At 55.7% G+C, this 19,589-nt stretch carries 18 protein-coding genes; 15 read left to right on the top strand and 3 right to left on the bottom strand.

Features of this window, described 5'->3' with window-relative positions; translation table 11 throughout:
- Window positions 1-19: 19 nt before the first annotated feature.
- Both priA and ACSYSS_RS06680 read left to right on the top strand, forming a co-directional pair.
- A complete protein-coding gene (gene priA / locus ACSYSS_RS06685; RefSeq protein ID WP_491703253.1) occupies window positions 20-844 on the top strand; it encodes a bifunctional 1-(5-phosphoribosyl)-5-((5-phosphoribosylamino)methylideneamino)imidazole-4-carboxamide isomerase/phosphoribosylanthranilate isomerase PriA in 825 nt (274 codons plus the stop codon).
- A gap of 97 nt (window positions 845-941) precedes the next feature.
- Window positions 942-2,279 (top strand): glutamine synthetase family protein, encoded by a 1,338-nt coding sequence (locus ACSYSS_RS06680; protein ID WP_491703252.1) that lies wholly within the window; start codon window positions 942-944, stop codon window positions 2,277-2,279.
- Between the two features lie 223 nt (window positions 2,280-2,502).
- Here ACSYSS_RS06680 and ACSYSS_RS06675 read toward each other — a convergent pair whose 3' ends face one another.
- Window positions 2,503-3,420 (bottom strand): LasA N-terminal domain-containing protein, encoded by a 918-nt coding sequence (locus tag ACSYSS_RS06675; protein ID WP_491703251.1) that lies wholly within the window; start codon window positions 3,418-3,420, stop codon window positions 2,503-2,505.
- A gap of 301 nt (window positions 3,421-3,721) precedes the next feature.
- On the opposite strand from ACSYSS_RS06675, the gene gmk reads away from it, so the two are divergent.
- From gmk to ACSYSS_RS06610, 13 genes are all read left to right on the top strand, one after another.
- Window positions 3,722-4,366, top strand: coding sequence for a guanylate kinase (gmk, locus tag ACSYSS_RS06670; RefSeq protein WP_491704266.1), 645 nt, complete (start codon window positions 3,722-3,724; stop codon window positions 4,364-4,366).
- A gap of 473 nt (window positions 4,367-4,839) precedes the next feature.
- Window positions 4,840-5,517 (top strand): alcohol dehydrogenase catalytic domain-containing protein, encoded by a 678-nt coding sequence (locus ACSYSS_RS06665; protein WP_491703250.1) that lies wholly within the window; start codon window positions 4,840-4,842, stop codon window positions 5,515-5,517.
- Window positions 5,518-5,547: 30 nt separating this feature from the next.
- On the top strand, window positions 5,548-5,952 hold the full coding sequence (locus ACSYSS_RS06660; RefSeq protein WP_491704265.1) for a zinc-binding dehydrogenase: 405 nt from the start codon (window positions 5,548-5,550) through the stop codon (window positions 5,950-5,952).
- 242 nt (window positions 5,953-6,194) lie between these two features.
- A complete protein-coding gene (gene rpoZ, locus ACSYSS_RS06655) occupies window positions 6,195-6,482 on the top strand; it encodes a DNA-directed RNA polymerase subunit omega (protein WP_491703249.1) in 288 nt (95 codons plus the stop codon).
- A 712-nt stretch (window positions 6,483-7,194) separates the two neighbouring features.
- Entirely contained in the window at window positions 7,195-8,091 is an 897-nt protein-coding gene (locus ACSYSS_RS06650; RefSeq protein WP_491703248.1) for a hypothetical protein, read from the top strand.
- Between the two features lie 701 nt (window positions 8,092-8,792).
- Window positions 8,793-10,016 (top strand): methionine adenosyltransferase, encoded by a 1,224-nt coding sequence (gene metK / locus ACSYSS_RS06645; protein ID WP_491703247.1) that lies wholly within the window; start codon window positions 8,793-8,795, stop codon window positions 10,014-10,016.
- 290 nt (window positions 10,017-10,306) lie between these two features.
- Entirely contained in the window at window positions 10,307-11,614 is a 1,308-nt protein-coding gene (locus tag ACSYSS_RS06640) for a class I SAM-dependent methyltransferase (RefSeq protein WP_491703246.1), read from the top strand.
- Window positions 11,615-12,003: 389 nt separating this feature from the next.
- The gene (locus tag ACSYSS_RS06635; RefSeq protein WP_491703245.1) at window positions 12,004-14,571 is read left to right on the top strand and encodes a primosomal protein N'; all 2,568 of its coding nucleotides are present in this window, start codon (window positions 12,004-12,006) and stop codon (window positions 14,569-14,571) included.
- 162 nt (window positions 14,572-14,733) lie between these two features.
- A complete protein-coding gene (locus tag ACSYSS_RS06630; protein ID WP_491703244.1) occupies window positions 14,734-14,925 on the top strand; it encodes a hypothetical protein in 192 nt (63 codons plus the stop codon).
- A gap of 5 nt (window positions 14,926-14,930) precedes the next feature.
- Window positions 14,931-15,197, top strand: coding sequence for a type II toxin-antitoxin system HicB family antitoxin (locus tag ACSYSS_RS06625; protein ID WP_491704264.1), 267 nt, complete (start codon window positions 14,931-14,933; stop codon window positions 15,195-15,197).
- A 142-nt stretch (window positions 15,198-15,339) separates the two neighbouring features.
- Window positions 15,340-16,047, top strand: coding sequence for an HAD family hydrolase (locus tag ACSYSS_RS06620; RefSeq protein WP_491703243.1), 708 nt, complete (start codon window positions 15,340-15,342; stop codon window positions 16,045-16,047).
- Between the two features lie 175 nt (window positions 16,048-16,222).
- Window positions 16,223-17,215 carry a methionyl-tRNA formyltransferase gene (fmt, locus tag ACSYSS_RS06615; protein WP_491703242.1) on the top strand — a complete coding sequence of 331 codons (993 nt, stop codon included), beginning with the start codon at window positions 16,223-16,225 and terminating at the stop codon, window positions 17,213-17,215.
- 89 nt (window positions 17,216-17,304) lie between these two features.
- A complete protein-coding gene (locus ACSYSS_RS06610) occupies window positions 17,305-18,156 on the top strand; it encodes an aldo/keto reductase (RefSeq protein ID WP_491703241.1) in 852 nt (283 codons plus the stop codon).
- A gap of 92 nt (window positions 18,157-18,248) precedes the next feature.
- Here the strand turns inward: ACSYSS_RS06610 and ACSYSS_RS06605 are convergent, their stop codons facing one another.
- Together ACSYSS_RS06605 and ACSYSS_RS06600 are read right to left on the bottom strand one after the other, a co-directional pair.
- Entirely contained in the window at window positions 18,249-19,100 is an 852-nt protein-coding gene (locus ACSYSS_RS06605) for an inositol monophosphatase family protein (RefSeq protein ID WP_491703240.1), read from the bottom strand.
- A 138-nt stretch (window positions 19,101-19,238) separates the two neighbouring features.
- On the bottom strand, window positions 19,239-19,523 hold the full coding sequence (locus tag ACSYSS_RS06600) for an HU family DNA-binding protein (protein WP_491703239.1): 285 nt from the start codon (window positions 19,521-19,523) through the stop codon (window positions 19,239-19,241).
- Window positions 19,524-19,589 lie beyond the last annotated feature (66 nt).

The raw sequence follows: 19,589 nt of genomic DNA, 5'->3' as shown, positions 1-19,589 counted from the left end.
GACGGCGAAAGGAAATGCTATGTTGACATTGCTTCCAGCGGTGGACGTACGCGGCGGCAAGGCTGTGCGGCTGCGTCAAGGCAAATCGGGCTCGGAGACGGACTATGGCAGCCCGCTTGAGGCCGCCCGCACGTGGGTCGATGCCGGGGCCCAGTGGATCCATCTGGTTGATTTGGATGCGGCATTCGGTACTGGGAACAACCGCGCACAGCTGCGCGAAATTGTCGCAGAGCTGGGAAGCAAGGTGCGCATCGAGCTTTCCGGTGGCATCCGGGACGATGAAAGCCTTGACGCGGCGCTTCAGGCAGGTGCATCTCGTGTCAACATCGGCACCGCTGCGCTGGAGAACCCTGAGTGGACGTTTGCTGCGATTCAGCGGTATGGTGATCGGGTGGCGGTGGGTCTTGACGTACGCGGCCATACGTTGGCGGCTCGTGGCTGGACCCGTGAGGGCGGCGACCTGTTCGAGACCATGAAAGCGCTCAATGACGCCGGCTGCTCGCGATATGTGGTCACCGACGTGGCCCGAGACGGCATGATGACTGGGCCGAATGTGAAGTTGCTGCGCGAGGTGGCTTCCCGCACGGGCGCGCGCGTCACTGCTTCCGGCGGCATCTCCAGCCTCGACGACCTGCGTGCGATCAAGGCACTTGGCGATGGCGAGGCGAGGAAGGCGCGCGATGGTAGAAACGGTGATGACGCTGGTGCAGTAAGTGCTGGAGCCAAAACGAATGCCGTTGATGCTGATTGCGGGGCATGCCCCAATGTGGATGCCGTCATCGTAGGCAAGTCCCTTTACGCAGGGGCCTTCACGCTTCAGGAGGCGCTGGAAACCGTGCGCTGAGATGAGTTGCTACCTTTTGCGACGTTCGGTGTCGTTTTTGGTAGCGGATGCGAAGGCCGTCATGCCGATGTAATGTTCGCGTGAGATAATTCGGGGTATGGATAAGCAACAGGAATTTGCACTGCGCACTGTGGAAGAGCGGGACGTACGATTCATTCGTTTATGGTTCACCGATGTGCTTGGGACCCTGAAGTCCGTGGCCATTGCCCCCGCTGAGCTTGAGGACGCATTCAACGAAGGGCTCGGTTTCGACGGTTCCGCCATCGAGGGCATGACCCGCGTTTCGGAAGACGACATGATCGTCAAACCCGATCCGGCCACGTTCCAGATGCTGCCGTGGCGTGGCGAGGATAAGGGCACGGCCCGCATGTTCTGCGATGTTCTCACCCCTGACGGTGAGCCGAGCTTGGGAGATCCCCGCCACGTTCTGAAACAGGAGCTGGCAAAAGCCAAGAAGATGGGTTTCACCTTCTATGTACATCCCGAGATTGAGTTCTACCTCTTCAAGCAGCAGGAGGACTGGAGCCAACCTCCGGTGCCGATTGACCAGGGCACCTACTTCGACCATGTGCCGCGCAGCTCCAGCATGGACTTCCGACGGGCGGCAGTCAACATGCTTGAGGCCATGGGCATCTCCGTGGAATATTCACACCATGAGGTGGGCCCCGGTCAGAACGAGATCGACCTGCGCTACGCCGACGCGCTCATCAGCGCCGACAATATCATGACGTTCCGCACTGTGGTCAAGGAGGTGTCGCTGGAGCGGGGCATCCATGCCAGCTTCATGCCAAAGCCTTTGGCGGATCAGCCCGGTAGCGGCATGCACACCCACCTGAGTCTCTTCGAGGGCGATGCAAACGCATTCTACGAGCCAGGCCAAGAGTTCAACATGTCACTCGTGGCCCGTCAGTTCGCAGCCGGTGTGCTCTACCATGCCGCCGAAATCTGCGCCATCACCGACCAGTACGTCAATTCCTATAAGCGCCTGTGGGGCGGTGCCGAGGCTCCGAGCTACGTGTGTTGGGGCCACAATAACCGTTCGGCTCTGCTACGCATCCCACAATACAAGCCGGGCAAGGAGAACTCCGCACGCATGGAGTTCCGTGCACTCGATCCGGTGACCAATCCGTATCTCGCCTTCTCCGTACTGCTTGCCGCTGGCCTCGACGGCATCAACAAGCAGATGACGCTGGGCGACCCCACCTCGGACGATGTATGGGGGCTCACCGACGAAGAGCGCAAGGCCATGGGAATCGAGCCCTTGCCTCGCTCGCTTGAGGAAGCTCTGCAGATTATGGAGCGCTCTGACTTCGTGGCCAATGTTCTGGGCGAACATGTCTTTGAATACTTCCTGCGCAACAAGCGCAAGGAATGGGCCGATTACAGTCACCAAGTCACCCCATATGAGCTCAAGCGCTTCCTTCCCACGCTGTAGGGAGTGCGTCATAGATGCATTGAGCCTTGGGGCTCGCATCGAACGTTCGCTGAGTTGGTGCCAGTGGACGTTTCGTATGGAAAAGGGCGTTGGTTCGTATTGAACATTCACTGAACCACACTGAGTAAACAATCAATACGACTTGGGATACATAAACGTATGAATGTGTCCGCTGGCCTATGAACTAGCGGACACATTCATAACAGATATCGACGTGGTGCGGTCAGTTCCTTGGGTCGCCGAACCAATTGGCATAGATGAGCGCGAAGTTCCGGTTGCCATACGCCGAGCAGGAATCGCCTTCGCCGAAGCCGGCCTTGAGCGCGGCAGCGTTGGGTTGGTATGGTGTGTAGTTGTAGAGCAGGGCGGTGGCGGAGTTGTCGATGTAGACCTTAGTGCTGCCGCAGGCCTTGTTTGGGTTGTACTGGATGTCGTTGAGCGTGCCGGCGTGGTATTGGTACTGGTCATTGTGCTTTTGATAGTATTTGAAGCGTTCGGCCGCTCCGTGCACCTGCCGGAAGAATCCGGCATACTTCGGGTCGCATTTGGCGTCGTCTGGGCAGCTTAGGCCCATCGCCGCCTTGAATTGGAGCTCCGTGGCGGGGTTGGTGGTGATGAGGTGCTGCTCCTTTTGCATCACGGTGAGCAGTATGGTCGGGCTCACGCCGCAGGCTTGCGCCGATTTGTAGACAATGGTGCCGGCGGTTTCCTTGTCGCCGCCCTCGTAGGCGTCGCATAGGTCGTTCTTGGCAATTTTCTCGGTGTCGAATTTCCTGGCGGCGAGGCAGTTTTCGGCGGTGCAGCTGCGCTTGGGATTAGAGATGAAGGCGTTGATTTCCTGCTCGCTCATGGCATCAGCGTTGAAGAACTGGGCGTCGGAGATGATGTTGCCCGGGTCGAAATCATATTGCTGCACAAGTTCCGTCTGACGTTGCTTGGCCTCCTTGACTTCCATATGCCATTGCACCAAGCGCACCGCGCCCATCACCAGGGCCATCGCGCAAATCACGGCCACGATGCCGCCTGTCACAGCCGCCACTCGCTTGGCGGTGCTGAGTCGAATCCAGTGCCGCTTCAGTGGTGCGAAGTAGCTTTTCCTATAGTGTTTGCTGTCACTGCGTTGTCCCTGATTGTTCGCCATGCTGTAATTCTATCGCACGCATAAGGCATGATAATAGGTATTTGCGCTGTCCGCGGGTATGGACGAAATGTGTCGGTGCCTGTGGGGGCGTATCTGACATCCACAGTTACAGATGAACTCTGTCCATGACGTTTTCGTCTTTCACCGTTAGCGACACGTTTTGTTCATAACCGCAGGGATTCTTTGCGATGCCTAAGCAGTGTCTGGTTTCGCACAGTTTGAGATTGTCGTTACACTTGAAGATATGACGAAAGAAGGGGTACGGATGGGTGTTGACAGTCGGAATGCATCGATAGGTCAAATGGGATTGCGTAAAGGCAAACGTGGTAATGGTGTTGACAGCGCGCACAGTGGCGGCAAGACGCAGGGTGGTAGGCTTATTGTGCTCACCGGCCCCACGGCTGTGGGCAAGGGGACCGTCGAGGCCGCCTTGCTCAAGGCGCACCCTGGAGTTTGGGTTTCGGTCTCAGGCACCACGCGCGATCCGCGGCCTGGCGAGGTCAATGGCAAGAACTATTGGTTCATGAGCGAGCCTGAATTTCTTAAGAGGGAGCGCGAGGGCTGGTTTCTGGAAACGGCTACCGTGCACGGCATGGCCCACTACGGCACCCCGCTTCAGCCGGTGCTTGACCACCTGGCCGCCGGCACGCCGACCATTCTTGAAATTGACCTACAGGGCGCTCGCAGGGTGCGTCAACGGGCCTCGGAACTTGGCTTGGAGATCGTCTCCGTGTTCATCGCCCCACCGAGCTACGACGAGTTGGTGAAGCGGTTGATTGGCCGTGGAACGGAAAATGAGGAGCAGCGCCGCCGGCGTTTGGAGACGGCAAAGGTGGAGCTCGCAGCGGAGTCCGAGTTCGACGTCACGATTGTGAACGACGAGGTGAGTCGTGCCGCCGACGAGCTTTGGCAGGTTGTCGCCGAGGAATATGGCATCAAGGAGTAGTGGCGGCGATGAGGGATGAGTGGTGTGGTGTCTTCTCGCAGTTCTGTGGCATCTTCTTCTGAACGGGTGGCCTCATACGATGGTGTATCTGCGCATTCTTTCAAAACCGGCATTGTCGTTTTCGTAATTCAGGGCATTGTAGCCTGACGGACCCATGAGATGGTTATGCGCGTGATTTGGATGTTAGATTTTGTGAGTTGTGAGCGTTAATATTTTTCTTTAGCGTTGATATTAGTGTTGTACGGTCCGTTTTTGTCGGATTTGAGCGAATAAGTTAGTAATTGTGCGTTGTTGTGCTTTCTGGAATGCGTCGGTGTTCGACGCTGTGATGATTCCGGACAATCGTACGAAGTCCCATAGCTGCTGCTCGCAAACCGTTGCGATCACACTGATAAATAAGTTGTTTTTCATCGTCACCGTGGTCTGCGTTGATGCGGCGGTACACAAGAAATTACAACACAAAGGAGTTCATTATGCCACAGAAAATCAAAGCATCTGTCGCCTACGGCATCGGCAAGGGATTCGCCCAGCCTGAGGACACCATCATCGACGATCCGAAAGGTGCTGAGGTGCTGGTCGATGTGAAGGCGTCCGGCTTGTGCCACTCGGATCTGCATCTGGTTGAGGACGACGACAAGTTCTTTTCGTTCCCCGCCGTCATCGGCCATGAGGTTGCCTGTGTGGTCGAGGCTGTGGGCCTTGAAGTACAGGGTATGAAAGTGGGCGATCATGTGGTCGCCTCGCTTGAGCAGGTATGTGGGCACTGCGCCAATTGCCTGAGTGGCAATCCCCAATCCTGCACACAGCAGGATGAGTGCCTGCGTGATCCTGGCGATAATCCGCGTCTTTCCTTCCCCGATGGTCGTCCCCTCACCCAGACGTTTGGCATCGGAGGTTTCGCCGAGAGGGCACTGATTCATGAGAATCAATTGGCGGTTGTCAATAACGATGTGAAGTGGGATGAGGCCGCCTGCATCGGACGCGCCACTATCACCGGCGCCGGTGCGGCCATCAACTCGGCCCATGTGCGTCCAGGGGACACCGTCGCTGTGGTGGGAACCTGCGGCATCGGTCTCAACATCATCTCTGGTGCGCGCATCTGTGGTGCCAAGAAAATCATCGCCATCGACTTGCTGGACAACAAGCTGTAGTTCGCCAAGAAGTTCGGTGCCACCGATGTCATTAATTCAAGCAAGGTCGATCCCGTTGAAGCGGTCCGCAAGATTACGGACGGCGGCGTTGACGAGGCGTTCGAGGCCATCGGCGTGCGCAGCGCCATGAAGCAGTGCTGGGACATGCTCGGTGTGGATGGCACCGCTTACTGCATTGGTTTGGCCAAGCCCGATGCCACCATAGAGCTGGAAATCAATCCTGCTGATTTCCTCGTGCATCAGCGCGGGTTTAAGGGTGTGTGGATGGGCTCTACGAACATTAAGCACGACATTCCGATGTATGCCGATCTTGCCGTTTCCGGCAGGATGAACATCAAGGATCTGGTCAGCCAGCATATCGATCTTAGTGAGATCGACAAGAGCTATGAGGAGCTCAAGGCGGGGAAGGTCATCCGCTCGGTAATCACCTTCTGAGTTCAAAACAGAAGGATTGTCGGCGTATGAATGAGTTTCGGTATCGACGTTGCCGTTGAAGAACGAAACGTCAATACCGATGTTGGTTACAGTGTTGTGACAGTGCCTACACTTGTACGGTGGGCATAGTGTCCATGGAACACTGCTGTGCTCATTGCTCGCTTGAGAACTGATGGATATCGAAGCCGGGAGATATAATTAGAGATTCGAGAGGATTTTCAAGTATTTTTGGGGGCATATCTATGGAATTTGGTACCGATCCTACGCCGACTGGGCTTGCGGATCCGACGATTGATGAGCTGCTGGAGCACGTCGACTCCAACAAGTATTCATTGTCCATCTTCGCCGCCAAGCGTGCGCGTCAGATTAATTCGTATTTTACGCAGCTCAATGAGGGTCTGCTGCAGAACGTCGGCCCACTGGTGGAATACAAGAACCAGGAGAAGCCGCTCTCAATCGCCTTCCGTGAGATCAACAATGGTCTGCTTGAGGAGACGCTCGCTCCCGACGACCTGAACGAGGGCAACTGAGTTTTCAACCAAGACTTAACGGCTTCCGGCGTTCGATGCGTCGGGGCCGTTTTTTCGTTTTAAGAGTTTCTCTCTTCTGAGATTTCTGCTACTTCCGTTGTACTTACCCGAGGTACAGTATATTTTCTCTGTGAAGTGATTGGACTTTGCGAACTGTGCTGGATACTGGCATTATAGGTCGGCATAGATTCGGTTAACGGTAAATAGTGTTGGACAATGGCATCATTTACCGCCATACAGCTTAGAAACGGTACATAGTGACAATTTATGGAACTATGTGTAGCCACAGTGAGTAGGTGCAGCAGATAGCGCTGTTTCGTGTCATAATGTGTCGGTAAGGGGAATCTGTGCAGTAAATAGTGCCGACAGTGGCACTATGCGTTGGCATGGTTTTGGGTGCAGCAGATAGTGCCGTTTTGTGTCAGCATCTGTCGGTGAAGGGGATTTGTGCGTCAGATAGTGCCGTTCAACGTCGCTATGTGACGGCTAAAGGAATAAAATGACATTTTATATCGCGTTTTATAGCCATTTGATGAGAATCTTTTAACGTTCCGATATTCGTCGCGACACACTGTACGTTCTAAAACTGGAAGCAGTTATCCACACGAAGCTGTTTGGTTGCGAATTTGCGAGTTGACACTGATAGTTTCGGAATATGAATATGTTGTCATTACCGACTCATTGTGGGCGTGCCTGGGCCAATCACAAATGCATGACAGCTGCGAGCAACGCCGAGTGCAAAATGCTGCGGCGTCGTTTCCGGGTTGCGGAATTGGTCGAGCCCTATCCTGGACTATATGCAAAAAGTGTGGAATGGGAGCATCTCAAGAAGCCGCAGCAGACGCAATACATTGCGCGCGCATTAGCCGATGTTCATGCTTCATGGACTTTTGCAGGGCTGACTGCAGCTGCTGTTCTTGGCCTTGAATATAGGTTGGGTCTTCATGATGAGGACGACCATATCTATATAGCTTCATCGGGCAAGAGAACGGGTCGGGCGAGACGTTTGCAATATGTGCCGATGATTTTGGTGCCGCGCATCGATAGTGGCGGAGTAAGTACGACAAGCGTTGCGCGGACTCTGATTGACTGTGCTCTGCGTTACGAATTCCGCGATGTGCTGCCTATGATGGATTGCGCATTGCGACGTGGCTTGACCAATAAAAAGGAAATTATTGCAATGAGTCAGAGGCTGGCACGTCGTCGCGGAAGAGTGGAGAAGCTGCTTGCGTATGCCGATGCCGGCAGTGAGAATGGTGGGGAGTCGCTTTGCCGGGCGACGATGCTTGAAGCAGGATTTCCTATACCGCGTCTACAAACAGTGCACCCACGCAGGGGAGGCGGCACGTTTAGAACGGATTTTGAATTCACCGCGTTTGATGGTTGCCTCGTGATTGTGGAATTCGATGGCATGGGTAAGTTTGTCAATCCTGAACTGACCAAGGGGCTGACAGAGAAGGCCATTGTGCATAAGGAGCGTGTCAGAGAACGTGAGTTGGAGGATGTGACCGGTGCTCGGATAGTGCGGCTTGATTTTGATCAGGTGATGGACCGAAAGCCTGTTACCAGCGCATTGCTTCGCGCTGGTGTACTGCAGACGGGCCTATGAGTGCCGGAGCATCCGCACGAATGTGTGAGCATGTTGCTTAAGACAACACAAGTGGATGGAGTTTGATGGCTGAATGCCTTTTGCATATATGCCTATGAGGGCGATACTGTTGACGAGCGCTACGGTTGAGTGCCTTTGTACATCTGGGAATGCCGTATCTTTACGGATTTACTGGATGGATACTTCTGATTGATTACTGTACCGGCATGATTTACCGTTATGTAACTTTGCTGCGGTAAATCATGCCGAGTAATGGCACAATGTGGTTGGGGACATTTTAGATGCGACAGATTGTGCCGTAAAGTGGCATGATATGTCGGTGTTTGCGTTGGTGCCGGCAGATTGTGCCGAATAATGGCAGTATTTGCCGTCGTACAACTTGGATGCGGCGGATTGTGCCATTGAACGGCATGTTTTGCAGGCATAAGTTTTGTTGACGGTAAATAGTGCCGAAATACGGCATTGTATGTTGGCGTAGATTCGATTGACGGTAAATAGTGCTGTGCAAAGCATTATGTGTCGCAATGGAAAATAAGTGCTACAGGAAGTGACAATGTGTGTGCTGTAGGAAGTGCTAGTGTGTGTCGCCACAAATGCCAATGCGCGGCCGATAGAGGCATGGGCGTAAAGTTCAAGGATGTATGTATACACGTTCGTGCGCCGGCAGGTTCCGGAGTCGAGCATGGAAGAAAGAAGTAATCATGGCTGCAGAACGCCGTTTAATTTCCGCTGAATCCGTCACCGAAGGGCATCCCGACAAGATCTGCGATCAGATCTCCGATGCAATCCTGGATGACTTGCTTCGTCAGGATCCCCATTCCCATGTGGCCGTTGAGACTTCAGCTGCCATCGGCCAGTTCTTCGTTTTCGGCGAGGTGAACAGCAAGGGCTATTCCGACATTCAAACCATCGTCCGTAATGTGGTGCGTAACATTGGTTACACCAGCTCCGAGGTGGGGCTTGACGCCGATTCCTGCGGCGTGCTGGTGTCGATTACCGGCCAGAGCAGCGAGATCAACCAAGGCGTGTCCCGCCTGAGCGAAGAGCAGGAGTCCGAGGTTTCCCGCGAGGAACGCTATGAGGCCCAAGGTGCCGGCGACCAAGGCATCATGTTCGGCTACGCTTGCGACGAGACCGATGCGCTCATGCCGCTGCCGATCTATCTGGCTCACCGCCTTGCCTACCGTTTGGCTCAGGTGCGTAAGGAGGGCATTGTCCCGCACCTTCGTCCGGACGGCAAGACCCAGGTGACTATCGAATACGGCGAGGACGGGCGCCCCGAGAGCGTGGAGACCGTGCTTGTCTCCACTCAACATGATCCAGAGGCCAAGCACGACTGGCTGGAGGCCCAGCTGCGCGAACACGTCATCGAGCCGGTGCTCGACGAGGTGTGCGGCAGCGCCATCAAGCACGATGGCTACCGTCTGCTCGTCAACCCCACTGGTTCATTTGTTCTCGGTGGCCCGGCCGCCGATTCCGGTCTGACCGGCCGCAAGATTATCGTCGACACCTACGGTGGTGCTGCTCCTCACGGCGGCGGCGCATTCTCCGGCAAGGATCCAAGCAAGGTAGATCGCAGCGCCACGTATGCCACGCGCTGGGTGGCCAAGAACATCGTTGCTGCCGGCTTGGCGCACAAGGTTCAGATTCAAGTGGCCTACGCCATCGGAGTCGCCGACCCGGTGAGCATCAACGTCGACACGTTCGGCACGGCGCCTGACGGTGTCACCGATGAGCAGATACAGGAAGCGGTGCGCAAGGTCTTCGACCTTCGTCCAGCCGCCATCATCGACGAGCTCGACCTGCTTCGCCCCATTTACCTGAAGACCGCGGCGTATGGTCACTTTGGCCGTGACGACGCTGATTTCACATGGGAACGCACCGACAAGGCGGACGAACTCAAAGCGGCAATCGCGAAGGCTTGAGTTTATTGTGCGGTCAGCATTTGCAGCGAATTGACCAATCAGAGTGAACTGTTCGTCTGCAGTGTGCTGATGCATCATAAGAATTGAACAATGAAGGGGTGCGGTATGTATTGCCGTGCCCCCTTTTTATGCTGAATGTGGTTTTGAGCAATGTTGTCTTGTATTGAGTGGGTATTAACAAAGTAAGTGTCTGTTTCTTGAGAGCAACTACGCGTGCCGAGAAATCGTGTCTGAGAGGCGCAATACAGTAACTATGAACTGAAGAAATTTGTGTAATCAGGAGGCGGGGTATGTCCACAATGACTGTTGCGGATATGATAGGGCTGTTCCTTAATGACAGCGGAAAAGTTAATTTTACGGCGTTTGACGGGTCAAGCTTCGGTCCAAAAGATGCGCCGATTCACATCACCGTTAACAACTCCCGCGCGGTGTACTACATGGTTGACCATCCGAATGATTTGGGGCTGGCTCGTGCCTATCTACAGGGCGATATCGCCTCGCCGGAGCTCATCCCCGGAGATCCCTATGAGGTTTTCAAGGCGCTAATGGCTCTGAAATCGGATATGAAGAAGCCGAATCCTGCCGACTTGGCAAAAGCCGTGGCCTCGGTCTATTCCCATGGCATTCGTCACCCCGAACCGCCGTCCATCGAAGGCCCAAGCCGCTGGAAGCGCCGCGCCGAAGGCTTCATGCCTCACACCGAGAAGGGCGACTCCGCCACCGTCAGCTATCATTACGATCAGTCCAACGAGTTCTACCGCCTCTTCCTCGGGCCCTCAATGACCTATACCTGCGGCGTGTTCACCGAGGATGATCCTTCGCTCGACAACGCCGAATGGCGCAAGCTCGACCTCGTGCTCGACAAGCTTGACCTGAAGCCGGGCGACCGCTTGCTCGATATCGGCTGCGGCTGGGGTTCCATGGAGATTCGTGCCGCACAGCGCGGCATCAAGGTCTTGGGTGTCACCCTCGCTGGCGAGCAGGTGAAGTGGGCTCAGGAGTGGATCAAGAAGGAAGGTCTTGAGGACCTCGCCGAGGTACGCCAGATGGATTACCGCGATGTGCCGGAGGGCGACTTCGACGGCATCTGCTCGATTGGCATGATGGAGCATGTCGGCTTCAAGAACTACCCCTCCTATTTCAAGGAGATCTTCGACAAGCTCAAGCCCAACGGCCGCCTGCTCAACCACCAGATCACCCGCGTGAACTCCATGACCGGCAAGTCCGCTGGTGAGTTCATCGACCGCTATATCTTCCCTGACGGCCAGCTGGCCTCCCCAGGCGAGATCGAGACCGTCATCCAAGACACCGGCTTCGAGGTGGTCAGCCAGGAGAACCTGCGCCAGCATTATGCCCTTACGCTGCACAACTGGAACAAGAACCTGGTTGCCGGTTGGGATCGTGCGGTGGAGCTGATGGGTGAGCCGAAGGCGCGTCTGTGGGGGCTCTACATGGCAGGCTGCGCTCTGAACTTCGAGCTCAACAACATCCAGATTCATCAGTTCCTATGCGTGCGCCCGGATGACGAGAAGATGACGGACACCTACCCGCTGCGCCCGTGGTGGGTCAAGGACCCAACGGTCAAATCAGCGAAGTAGATCTTAAGATCAGGCGAAACCAGTCTGTAATTCGGCACATTTTAGCTGAGTTACAGGCTGTTTCGTTTATGTAGGGAGATTTCAATCGACTGACAAGACTTTGCAACGACTGGAACATTGGAATTCCAGCGCTTTGAAGTTCAGAGGCATCTGAGTTTACGCGGAAGTTCCTAAATAAATATCAGACCATAACAATCTGTGCGTGCAAGAGCGTTCGCTGGTTTCGTTCCGCCGCAACGGCGGTTGTCTGCAATACTGGTGCCCAGCGATAATGACATTCTTTATCAGCGGTAATAACGTCGCAGTGCCATAATGACTATATGGCCATGAAACGGTGGCCGACGGTGATTCGGTTTCGAACGTTGATTGAGCATGGAGGGTGGTGAGTGATGGCAGGCAAGGCGAGTGCTGGAAATAAAAACAGTGAAGGCGAGGCGGAGCAACTGGCGCTCGCCGGCCTCGCCCCACGCAAACGGCGCAAACGCAAGCCCAAGGAGCGTCACCCTGCAAAGAACAATCCGATTGTGCAGGTGGTGCTCGATATCCAGGCCACGCATTTGGGCACGCCATTCGACTACCTCATTGAGGAAAAGGATTCCGAAGCGGCCCGGCCTGGCGTGATGGTGCGTGTGCGGTTTGGTGGTCAGCGTGTCAACGGCATCATTTGGGCTCGCGTGGCTTCCAGCCATACGCAGGCTTCGGCGTTGCGCTACATTGAGCGCGTGGTGAGCCCGGAAATTCTGGTCAGTGCCTCGATGCGTCGTGACATCACCTTGATCGCCCAGGCTTATGGAGGTACTCCGGCGAATATCCTTCGTCTAGCGGTTCCCCCTCGTGTGGCTCGAGTGGATAAGGAACAGCAGTTGGCTGCATTGGGGGAGGGCCTGGTTTCGGCGCAAGATGACGATGCCGGTGGCTCTGATGACGACGAGACAGGGCGTTCGGAGGTGCACGGTATTACGGGTATCGGCGACTTTACCGCTGCCGGAACCGCCCTTGTGCGCCGGCATATCGACACCGTGCTGCTCGGCAGTGAGTTCAGCCGCATGCAGGCAGAGTACGACGCGGCCACACAGTTGCGAGACGGGCTGGCTTCCAGTGGATTTTCATCGTTCGTGTTCGATCCGCTGCCTGGCCCCGGTCAGTGGGCGCGGGATGCGGCGTGGATGGCGGTGCAGGCGCTGGCAACCGGTAGGGGTATGGTGCTGGTGCTTCCAACCGTGCGTGAAGTGAACGATATGATGCAGGCACTGGAGCAGTACGGTCTGCAGCCGTTTGCTCGTACCAAGGCCACTCATGGCGGGTATGCAGGAGATGTGGCACAGCTTTCTGCGTCCATGGCCCCGGCCGAGCGGTACCGCTCATATCTTGCCGTCGCCACGGGCCAAGTGCGCTGCGTCATCGGTACCCGTGCTGCCATGTACGCACCTGTGGAGGGGGAGGCGCTCTTTGCCCTCGTGGAAGACAACGCCTATCAGTATGCCGACGGCATGATGCCCTATGCCCAGGCCCGAGGGGTGCTTCGGCTTCGTGCCCGAGCCCACGGTGGCACATTTGTGGCGCTCGCCAACGCCCGCAGTGTGGTCAGCCAGTGGGAGTGCGGATTCGAAGAGAGCGCTGGTCGGAGAGACTCTGACGATGCGGATGGCGTAGGTGGAGCGGCGCTGGATGGCAATGGTGATGATGGTGCCGCCAGTGAAGATGTCGCCGCCGCAGTGAATGGTACTGGCACGGAACCCTATGCACCGCAAGAAAACGGCGTCACTGGTCCCAGCGTGTCTGTGCACCCCGTACCATCTGCTGTGCATACCGCCGTCCCCTGGACTCGATGGTTCAATCGCGATGAATTATCTCGACTGGCGGACTCCACCATCGGCGCTCGCGTGCCCCATATTGCCGTTCACATACTTTCTGAAGCGTTGGAACGCGGCCCGGTGCTGTTTTCCATTCCGCGCGACGGTGTGGCTTCTGCATTGAGCTGCTGCCATTGCCACCGTCAGGCCCGGTGCCCGCGCTGCACTGGCCCATTGCAACAGGTGCGAGGGCAGGCACCTCGTTGCGCCTGGTGCGGGGCGGTGAGTGCCAACTGGGTGTGCCCGGCCTGCAAGCACGACCGCTTGCGTGTGGTCCGTGTCGGTGCGGCCGGTACTGCCCAGGAGCTCCAACAGCTGTTTCATAGTGTGGATATGGTCGTATCCAGTCCACAGCAGCCCGGTGGCATTGTGCACAGTCTCCCGGATCGATACGCATCCACGGGGTGGAAGAAGACGCATCGATCATCAAATATCCAACACGATCAGTCTGTTCCGTCGCCAGAGATGGGCAACTCGCACCCTCTAATCGTCATCGCCACACCCGGCGCTGAGCCGAGGATTTCTGGCGGTTACCGGGCGGTGGCCATCCTTGATGCTTGGACGAGTCTATATTCGCAGAGCCTTGATGCCAGGCCTGATGTGCTGACTGCGTGGATGCGCGCCGTCTCGATGTGCGTGCCGAGGGCTGCCGGTGGCCAGGCATTGCTGCTGGGGGAGACCGATCCTGTTATCGCACGCTCGCTGTTGCTTTGGGATTCTCGCATTCTCGCCGCTGACGAATTGGATGCACGGCTGGAAACCGGACTGCCACCAATATGTGCAGCCGCCGCCGTTTGGGGCCGACGTACAGCGGTGGACCAAACGTTGCGGCGCATCGGCGCTGTGGATGGTGACTTCGCCGCCATCGAGTTTTCCGATGGCTCCCAGCCCTCGGTGCTTGGCCCGGTGCCGATGTCCCAGCCTCGTACCATGGATGCCCGTGAGCTGGAGGCCACGCAGGACCGAGTCAAGGCCATCGTCCGGGTGCCGCAAGGCCTGCGGTCAGTGTTGGCCACTCGCCTGCATGATGCATCAGCATTACATGTGGCCAAAAGAGAGCCTGGTGAGCTTCGCTTCGCCCTCGACCCCAAAGACCTAGACTGAGGTTTGTGTGGCTTGTTTATTAGTGGTATTCTTACGCATGTAAGTGTGAAGTTTTGCGTTTGTCTTACGTTTTGTTTTTGGTGGGTGAAGATGGAGATTTATGTACTGGAACGAGTGCATCGACGACATCCTGAGATTAATGATCGAGACGTGGTGACTGCAATGGAAAGCATTGAGATGGATGTACAACGAGCCAATGGAGCATGGATCGCCATTGGACTTGACGGGCGAGGGCGTGATTTAGAACTCATATATCGGGTGAAGGGCTGTCGCGTAATGGTTTATCATGCGATGACGCCGCCGACGAAGAAGATTGTCGAAGAGATACGGATTTTGAAGGGATTGAGTAAGTGAGCAACATGAATGAGAAGGAGCTTCTTAAGGAGTTCGGCGTAACTAGTACGGAGCTTGACGAAGATGCGGAGAAGGTCGAGAACGAAAGCATAGATGATGGACTCGTCGGTCCTGTTTATTATGATTTTCATCTCAAACCGGAGAATGAGGACAATATGGTTTCGGTCACATTGCGTATGCCTCGTCGCCTTCTTGTACAGACTGATCGTGCAGCCAAAAGATACCACATCAGCCGCAGCGAATATGTACGTCGGCAGTTGGCTCGTGCCTGAATGGGCGGCATAATCGGCGGAGTTGCATGTTTGAAGATTAGCTCAATATAGCAAAACGATTGGCATTAATAGGAGTAGCCGTTAGACCGTCCCTGTAGAGTGGGATGTGTACCTGCATGTTTGAGCGATGAGGAGTGTCACTATGAAAGGCTGGCCGGGTGAACCAGAAATGGAATACGACAAGGTGATGGCCGATGGTGCGGCGAGGCAAGCGGCAGGCCAGCCGATTACCGACGTGCTCTTTGACTTCGGCAATGTGCTGGTCAAGTGGGATCCACAGGCGGCGATGATGCCGCGGTATTCCCAGGAGCTCATCGACCAATTCCTCGACAATGATATCTCCGGGTTCTACGACGCCAGCGATGCCATGGATGTGGGTGGCACCGAGGTTGAGGCTGTGGCGGCCGTGAACAAGCAGTACGGTGAGCCATGGGCCAGTATGTTGGAATATTATTTTGATAATTTCGAGGACTCTCTGGTGGGCCCGGTGCCTGGTGCAAGGGTGCTGGTGGGCGATCTTAAGGATGCTGGCATCGGCGTTTGGGGGCTTTCGAACTGGGCCGTGGAGCTTTTCGGGCCGGCAAAGAAGCAGTACCCGATTCTGAGTTCGCTCGATGATTCGGTGGTTTCCGGCTACGTCAAGCTGCGCAAGCCGCATAAGGATATCTTTGAATATGCCGTCAAACGGTTCGGCATCAACCCGGCCACCTGTCTCTTTGTGGACGACAAGGCGATGAATGTGGTCGGTGCCAATTCTGCCGGCATCCGCGCCCTACGTTTCTCCGATGCGTCCAAGCTGCGCGAGACGCTCATCGGCTTGGGCATCGGCATTCCCGCCGTTCAGCGTTGAGGAAAACGCTGATCCGCTGCTGCGGCAACAGTGCAATTCCCCTCACGCCGACAAACGTGCGATGATGTCGTGGGGTGGATACGATAGAGTGATGTGTCGTTTTGGTTCCGTTGTTATAGGGCTTGACGCATATCCACTGCCTTGGAGCTGACGACTTGAAGAAATGAGGGAGCAGATGTTGAGGTTGCTGTTTGCGGGTACTCCTGAGCCGGCGGTGCCGGCATTGAGAACACTGGCTCAAGATACCGAGCATTTCGAGGTGGTGGCGGTGCTCACCAGGCCCGATGCTGTGCGCGGACGTGGGCGGAAGCTCACCCCGAGCCCGGTGAAGGCTGCGGCTATGGAGCTTGGCATTCCGGTGCTGGAATGCGATCCGAGGGAGCCTACGTTCGTTGACGAACTGAGGGCGACCGGCGCCGAGGCTGGTGCCATTGTGGCCTATGGCAAGATCTTGCGCCAGCCGGTGCTCGATGCTTTGCCTCTGGGCTGGTATAACCTGCATTTCTCATTGCTCCCACAATGGCGAGGTGCCGCTCCTGTGCAACGTGCCATTTGGGCGGGTGACAGCCTTACCGGAGCCACGGTCTTTCGCCTGACCGCAGGTATGGATACCGGTCCTGTTCTGGCCCAGAGCACGCTGGCCATCGGCAAACATGACACATCCGGGGACTTGCTGCAACGCCTGTCTGAGGACGGTGCCCATCTTTTGGCGGCGTCTCTGGAGGCAGTGGCCGAGGGCGAGGCCGTGCCGCAGGAGCAGCCTCAAGGTTCTTACGAAGTGGCGCAGAAGATTACCACGGATGATGCCCATATCCGTTTCGATGTGCCGGCCTTCGCAGCAGACCGCCAGATTCGCGCCTGCACCCCTGATCCGGGTGCTTGGTGCACATTGCACGCCAAAGGTTCGAAGAGTTCGCAAAGCTCGCATGAAGGCGAGAGCGCTCTATTGCTTCATGTGCTCAAAGCTTGCGTGGCCGATACCTCCGATGGGCAAGTGCCAAGTGGTTTGGAGCCCGGTGTGCTTGCTGCCGGCAAGAAGCATGTGTGGGTCGGCACCGCTTCTGGTCCTCTTGAATTTCAAGAGGTCAAGGTGCAGGGCAAGAAAGCCATGAAGGCCGCGGATTGGGCTCGCGGTGCTCATTTGGCTATTGATGCGTATGTTGATTGAATGTTTTGTAGAATGGTATCATCATCAAATGATGCGATTGTAGATGTTGCGGGTTGCAGTCGATAATTATCATCGAGGGAGCAGAACTGTTGAAGACCATTGAGGTGGCGGGCCAGTCGGTGCCTGCAGTGGGTATTGGCACATGGCATATGGGAAGTGACCCTTTGGCCCACGACGCCGAAGTCGAGGCCATCCGTGCAGGCATCGAGGCCGGGGCCAGAGCTGTGGATACGGCTGAGACCTATAGCTCTGGCAAGTCGGAGACCTTGGTTGGGGAGGCATTGCAGCCATTCAACCGTGACGACATCGTCCTGATTTCCAAAGTGCGACCGGAGAATGCGTCAAAGGCCGCTATGGAGCAACATCTGAACGATAGTCTCAGAAGGCTCCAGACCGATTATCTTGACTTGTACCTCTATCACTGGCGCGGCTCCATACCATTGGAGGAGACCGTCTCCGAGTTGGTGCGATTGAAAGCCACAGGCAAGATTCGGTCTTGGGGTGTCTCGAATTTCGACATTCCAGATATGCAGGAATTGGTGGATCTGCCCCATGGAGGCGAGGTGGGGGCAAATGAGGATCTCTACAACATTGAGGCGCGTGGCATCGAATACGATTTACTGCCTTGGCAGCGGCAACGTGGCATTCCTCTGATTGCATACTCTCCCTTAGGTGGGCTCAAGAACAACTTGAAGACCAGCATGCTCACCGACCCTGCAGTGCTTTCGATTGCACACACCCATGGAGTCTCCGCCTACGAGTTGATGCTCGCCTGGAGCGTACGTGACGGCAATACGCTTGCCATTCCGCAAACCAGCAACGCTCGGCATATGCAGGCCAATGTGGCCGCATCTGATATCGAACTGAATGCAGAAGAGCTGACTCGTCTTGATAATCGTTATCCCGCTCCCACGCACCATATCCCTCTGGATGTCGACTGATTGTGGGCCCATTCAACGCCAAGAGGTTGGAAAGGTGCAAATTGAATGAAGAGTAGTGGGTGCCGTATTGTCGTCGCGGCCATACCGGACGCTCATACCCCTGAAACCGAGGGATTGGCCAAGTAGGGCTTCAATTCGTTGATGATCAGTCCGTTGGTGGCCACAATATCGTTTTCGCCGCGCCAGTGGATGGTGTCATCGACCCATTGGGTCACCTTGCCTTGTGCCTGGCGCACCACAACAGTCCCTGCCGACACCCCGGGAATATCCCATTGATGCAGGTGGGGTTCAAAATAGGCATCGTATGTTCCGTCAGCCACTTTGCACAGGTCCAGAGAGACAGGCCCGACCCGCTTGACATCAGCTGGCTTACCGGCGATCAGGCCAAGCAACGTAAACGCCCGGGCTGATTCCTCAGGCACATGTGACATGCCGAAGCTGACCACTGAACCTTCCAGATGTTCGAGGGTCGAAGGCATGATCTTCTGATGCTTGTCGCCCAGAGGTGTGTTCCGTATGCGAATGGCCCCCTCGCCTTCGGCAGCCAGATATGTGACGCCAAGCGCAGGAGCATGCACCACGCCAAGGATCGGGTGGGCATGTGTGGCGGTCACGAATTCGAACAACGAGACAGTGATGGTCCATTCGGGCATGTTGCGGGCGAAGTTGATGACTCCGTCTATGTTTCCCACGCACCAATAGCGGTCGCCGGGGTTGCCTTCTTTCGGTCGGTTGCGCCACATGCCCTGATATGGTTCCAAATAATTCAATCGATTCTCGACAAATGCCACGAGCTTCTTGTCAATCATCGACTCCAAACGTATTCGTGTATCTGGTACTGATGAAAGGTTGAGATCGTGGGGGTTGGTTTGTGTCTGGAATGCATGTCGACCGGCGTCTTGCATAATCTGCCCAACCTTCAAAGCTAATTCCCGTAATTTCATACCACACCTTCCGTGGGTTGGATTAAACACGACTGCACTTGTCGGTCTTAATTATACTTGATGTGTCTGGAGTCCGACACAAAACGTCCCTGACCTCTATATTGTGAGGCCAGGGACGTTCGGAATCGGAATCCGAAATCACTTGGAAGTGACGGCCTTTTTCAGCAGCGAACCGGCGGAAATACGAACGCCGTAGGATGCTGGAATCTTGATGGTCTCACCTGTGCGAGGATTACGGCCAGTACGGGCAGCGCGCTTCACACGCTCAGCGGAGAAGAGACCGGTGAGCTTCAGGCCTTCGCCTGACTGCATCGCCTCGACGAAGACATCTTGGAAAGCGTTGACGGCTGCTTCGGCCTGTGCCTTGGTGAGATTGGACTTCTGTGCGATCTTTGAAACGAGATCCGACTTGTTGTATGCCATGAATGAGATCCTTTTCTAATTATTGTTTCTACCTGTACGTAGAAAACTCGGTCGACTCTATTTTAC

The sequence above is a fragment of the Bifidobacterium sp. ESL1118 genome (assembly GCF_058505595.1).
Note: the sequence above shows the minus strand (reverse complement) of the source record. Positions and strands in the feature narration are given on the sequence as shown.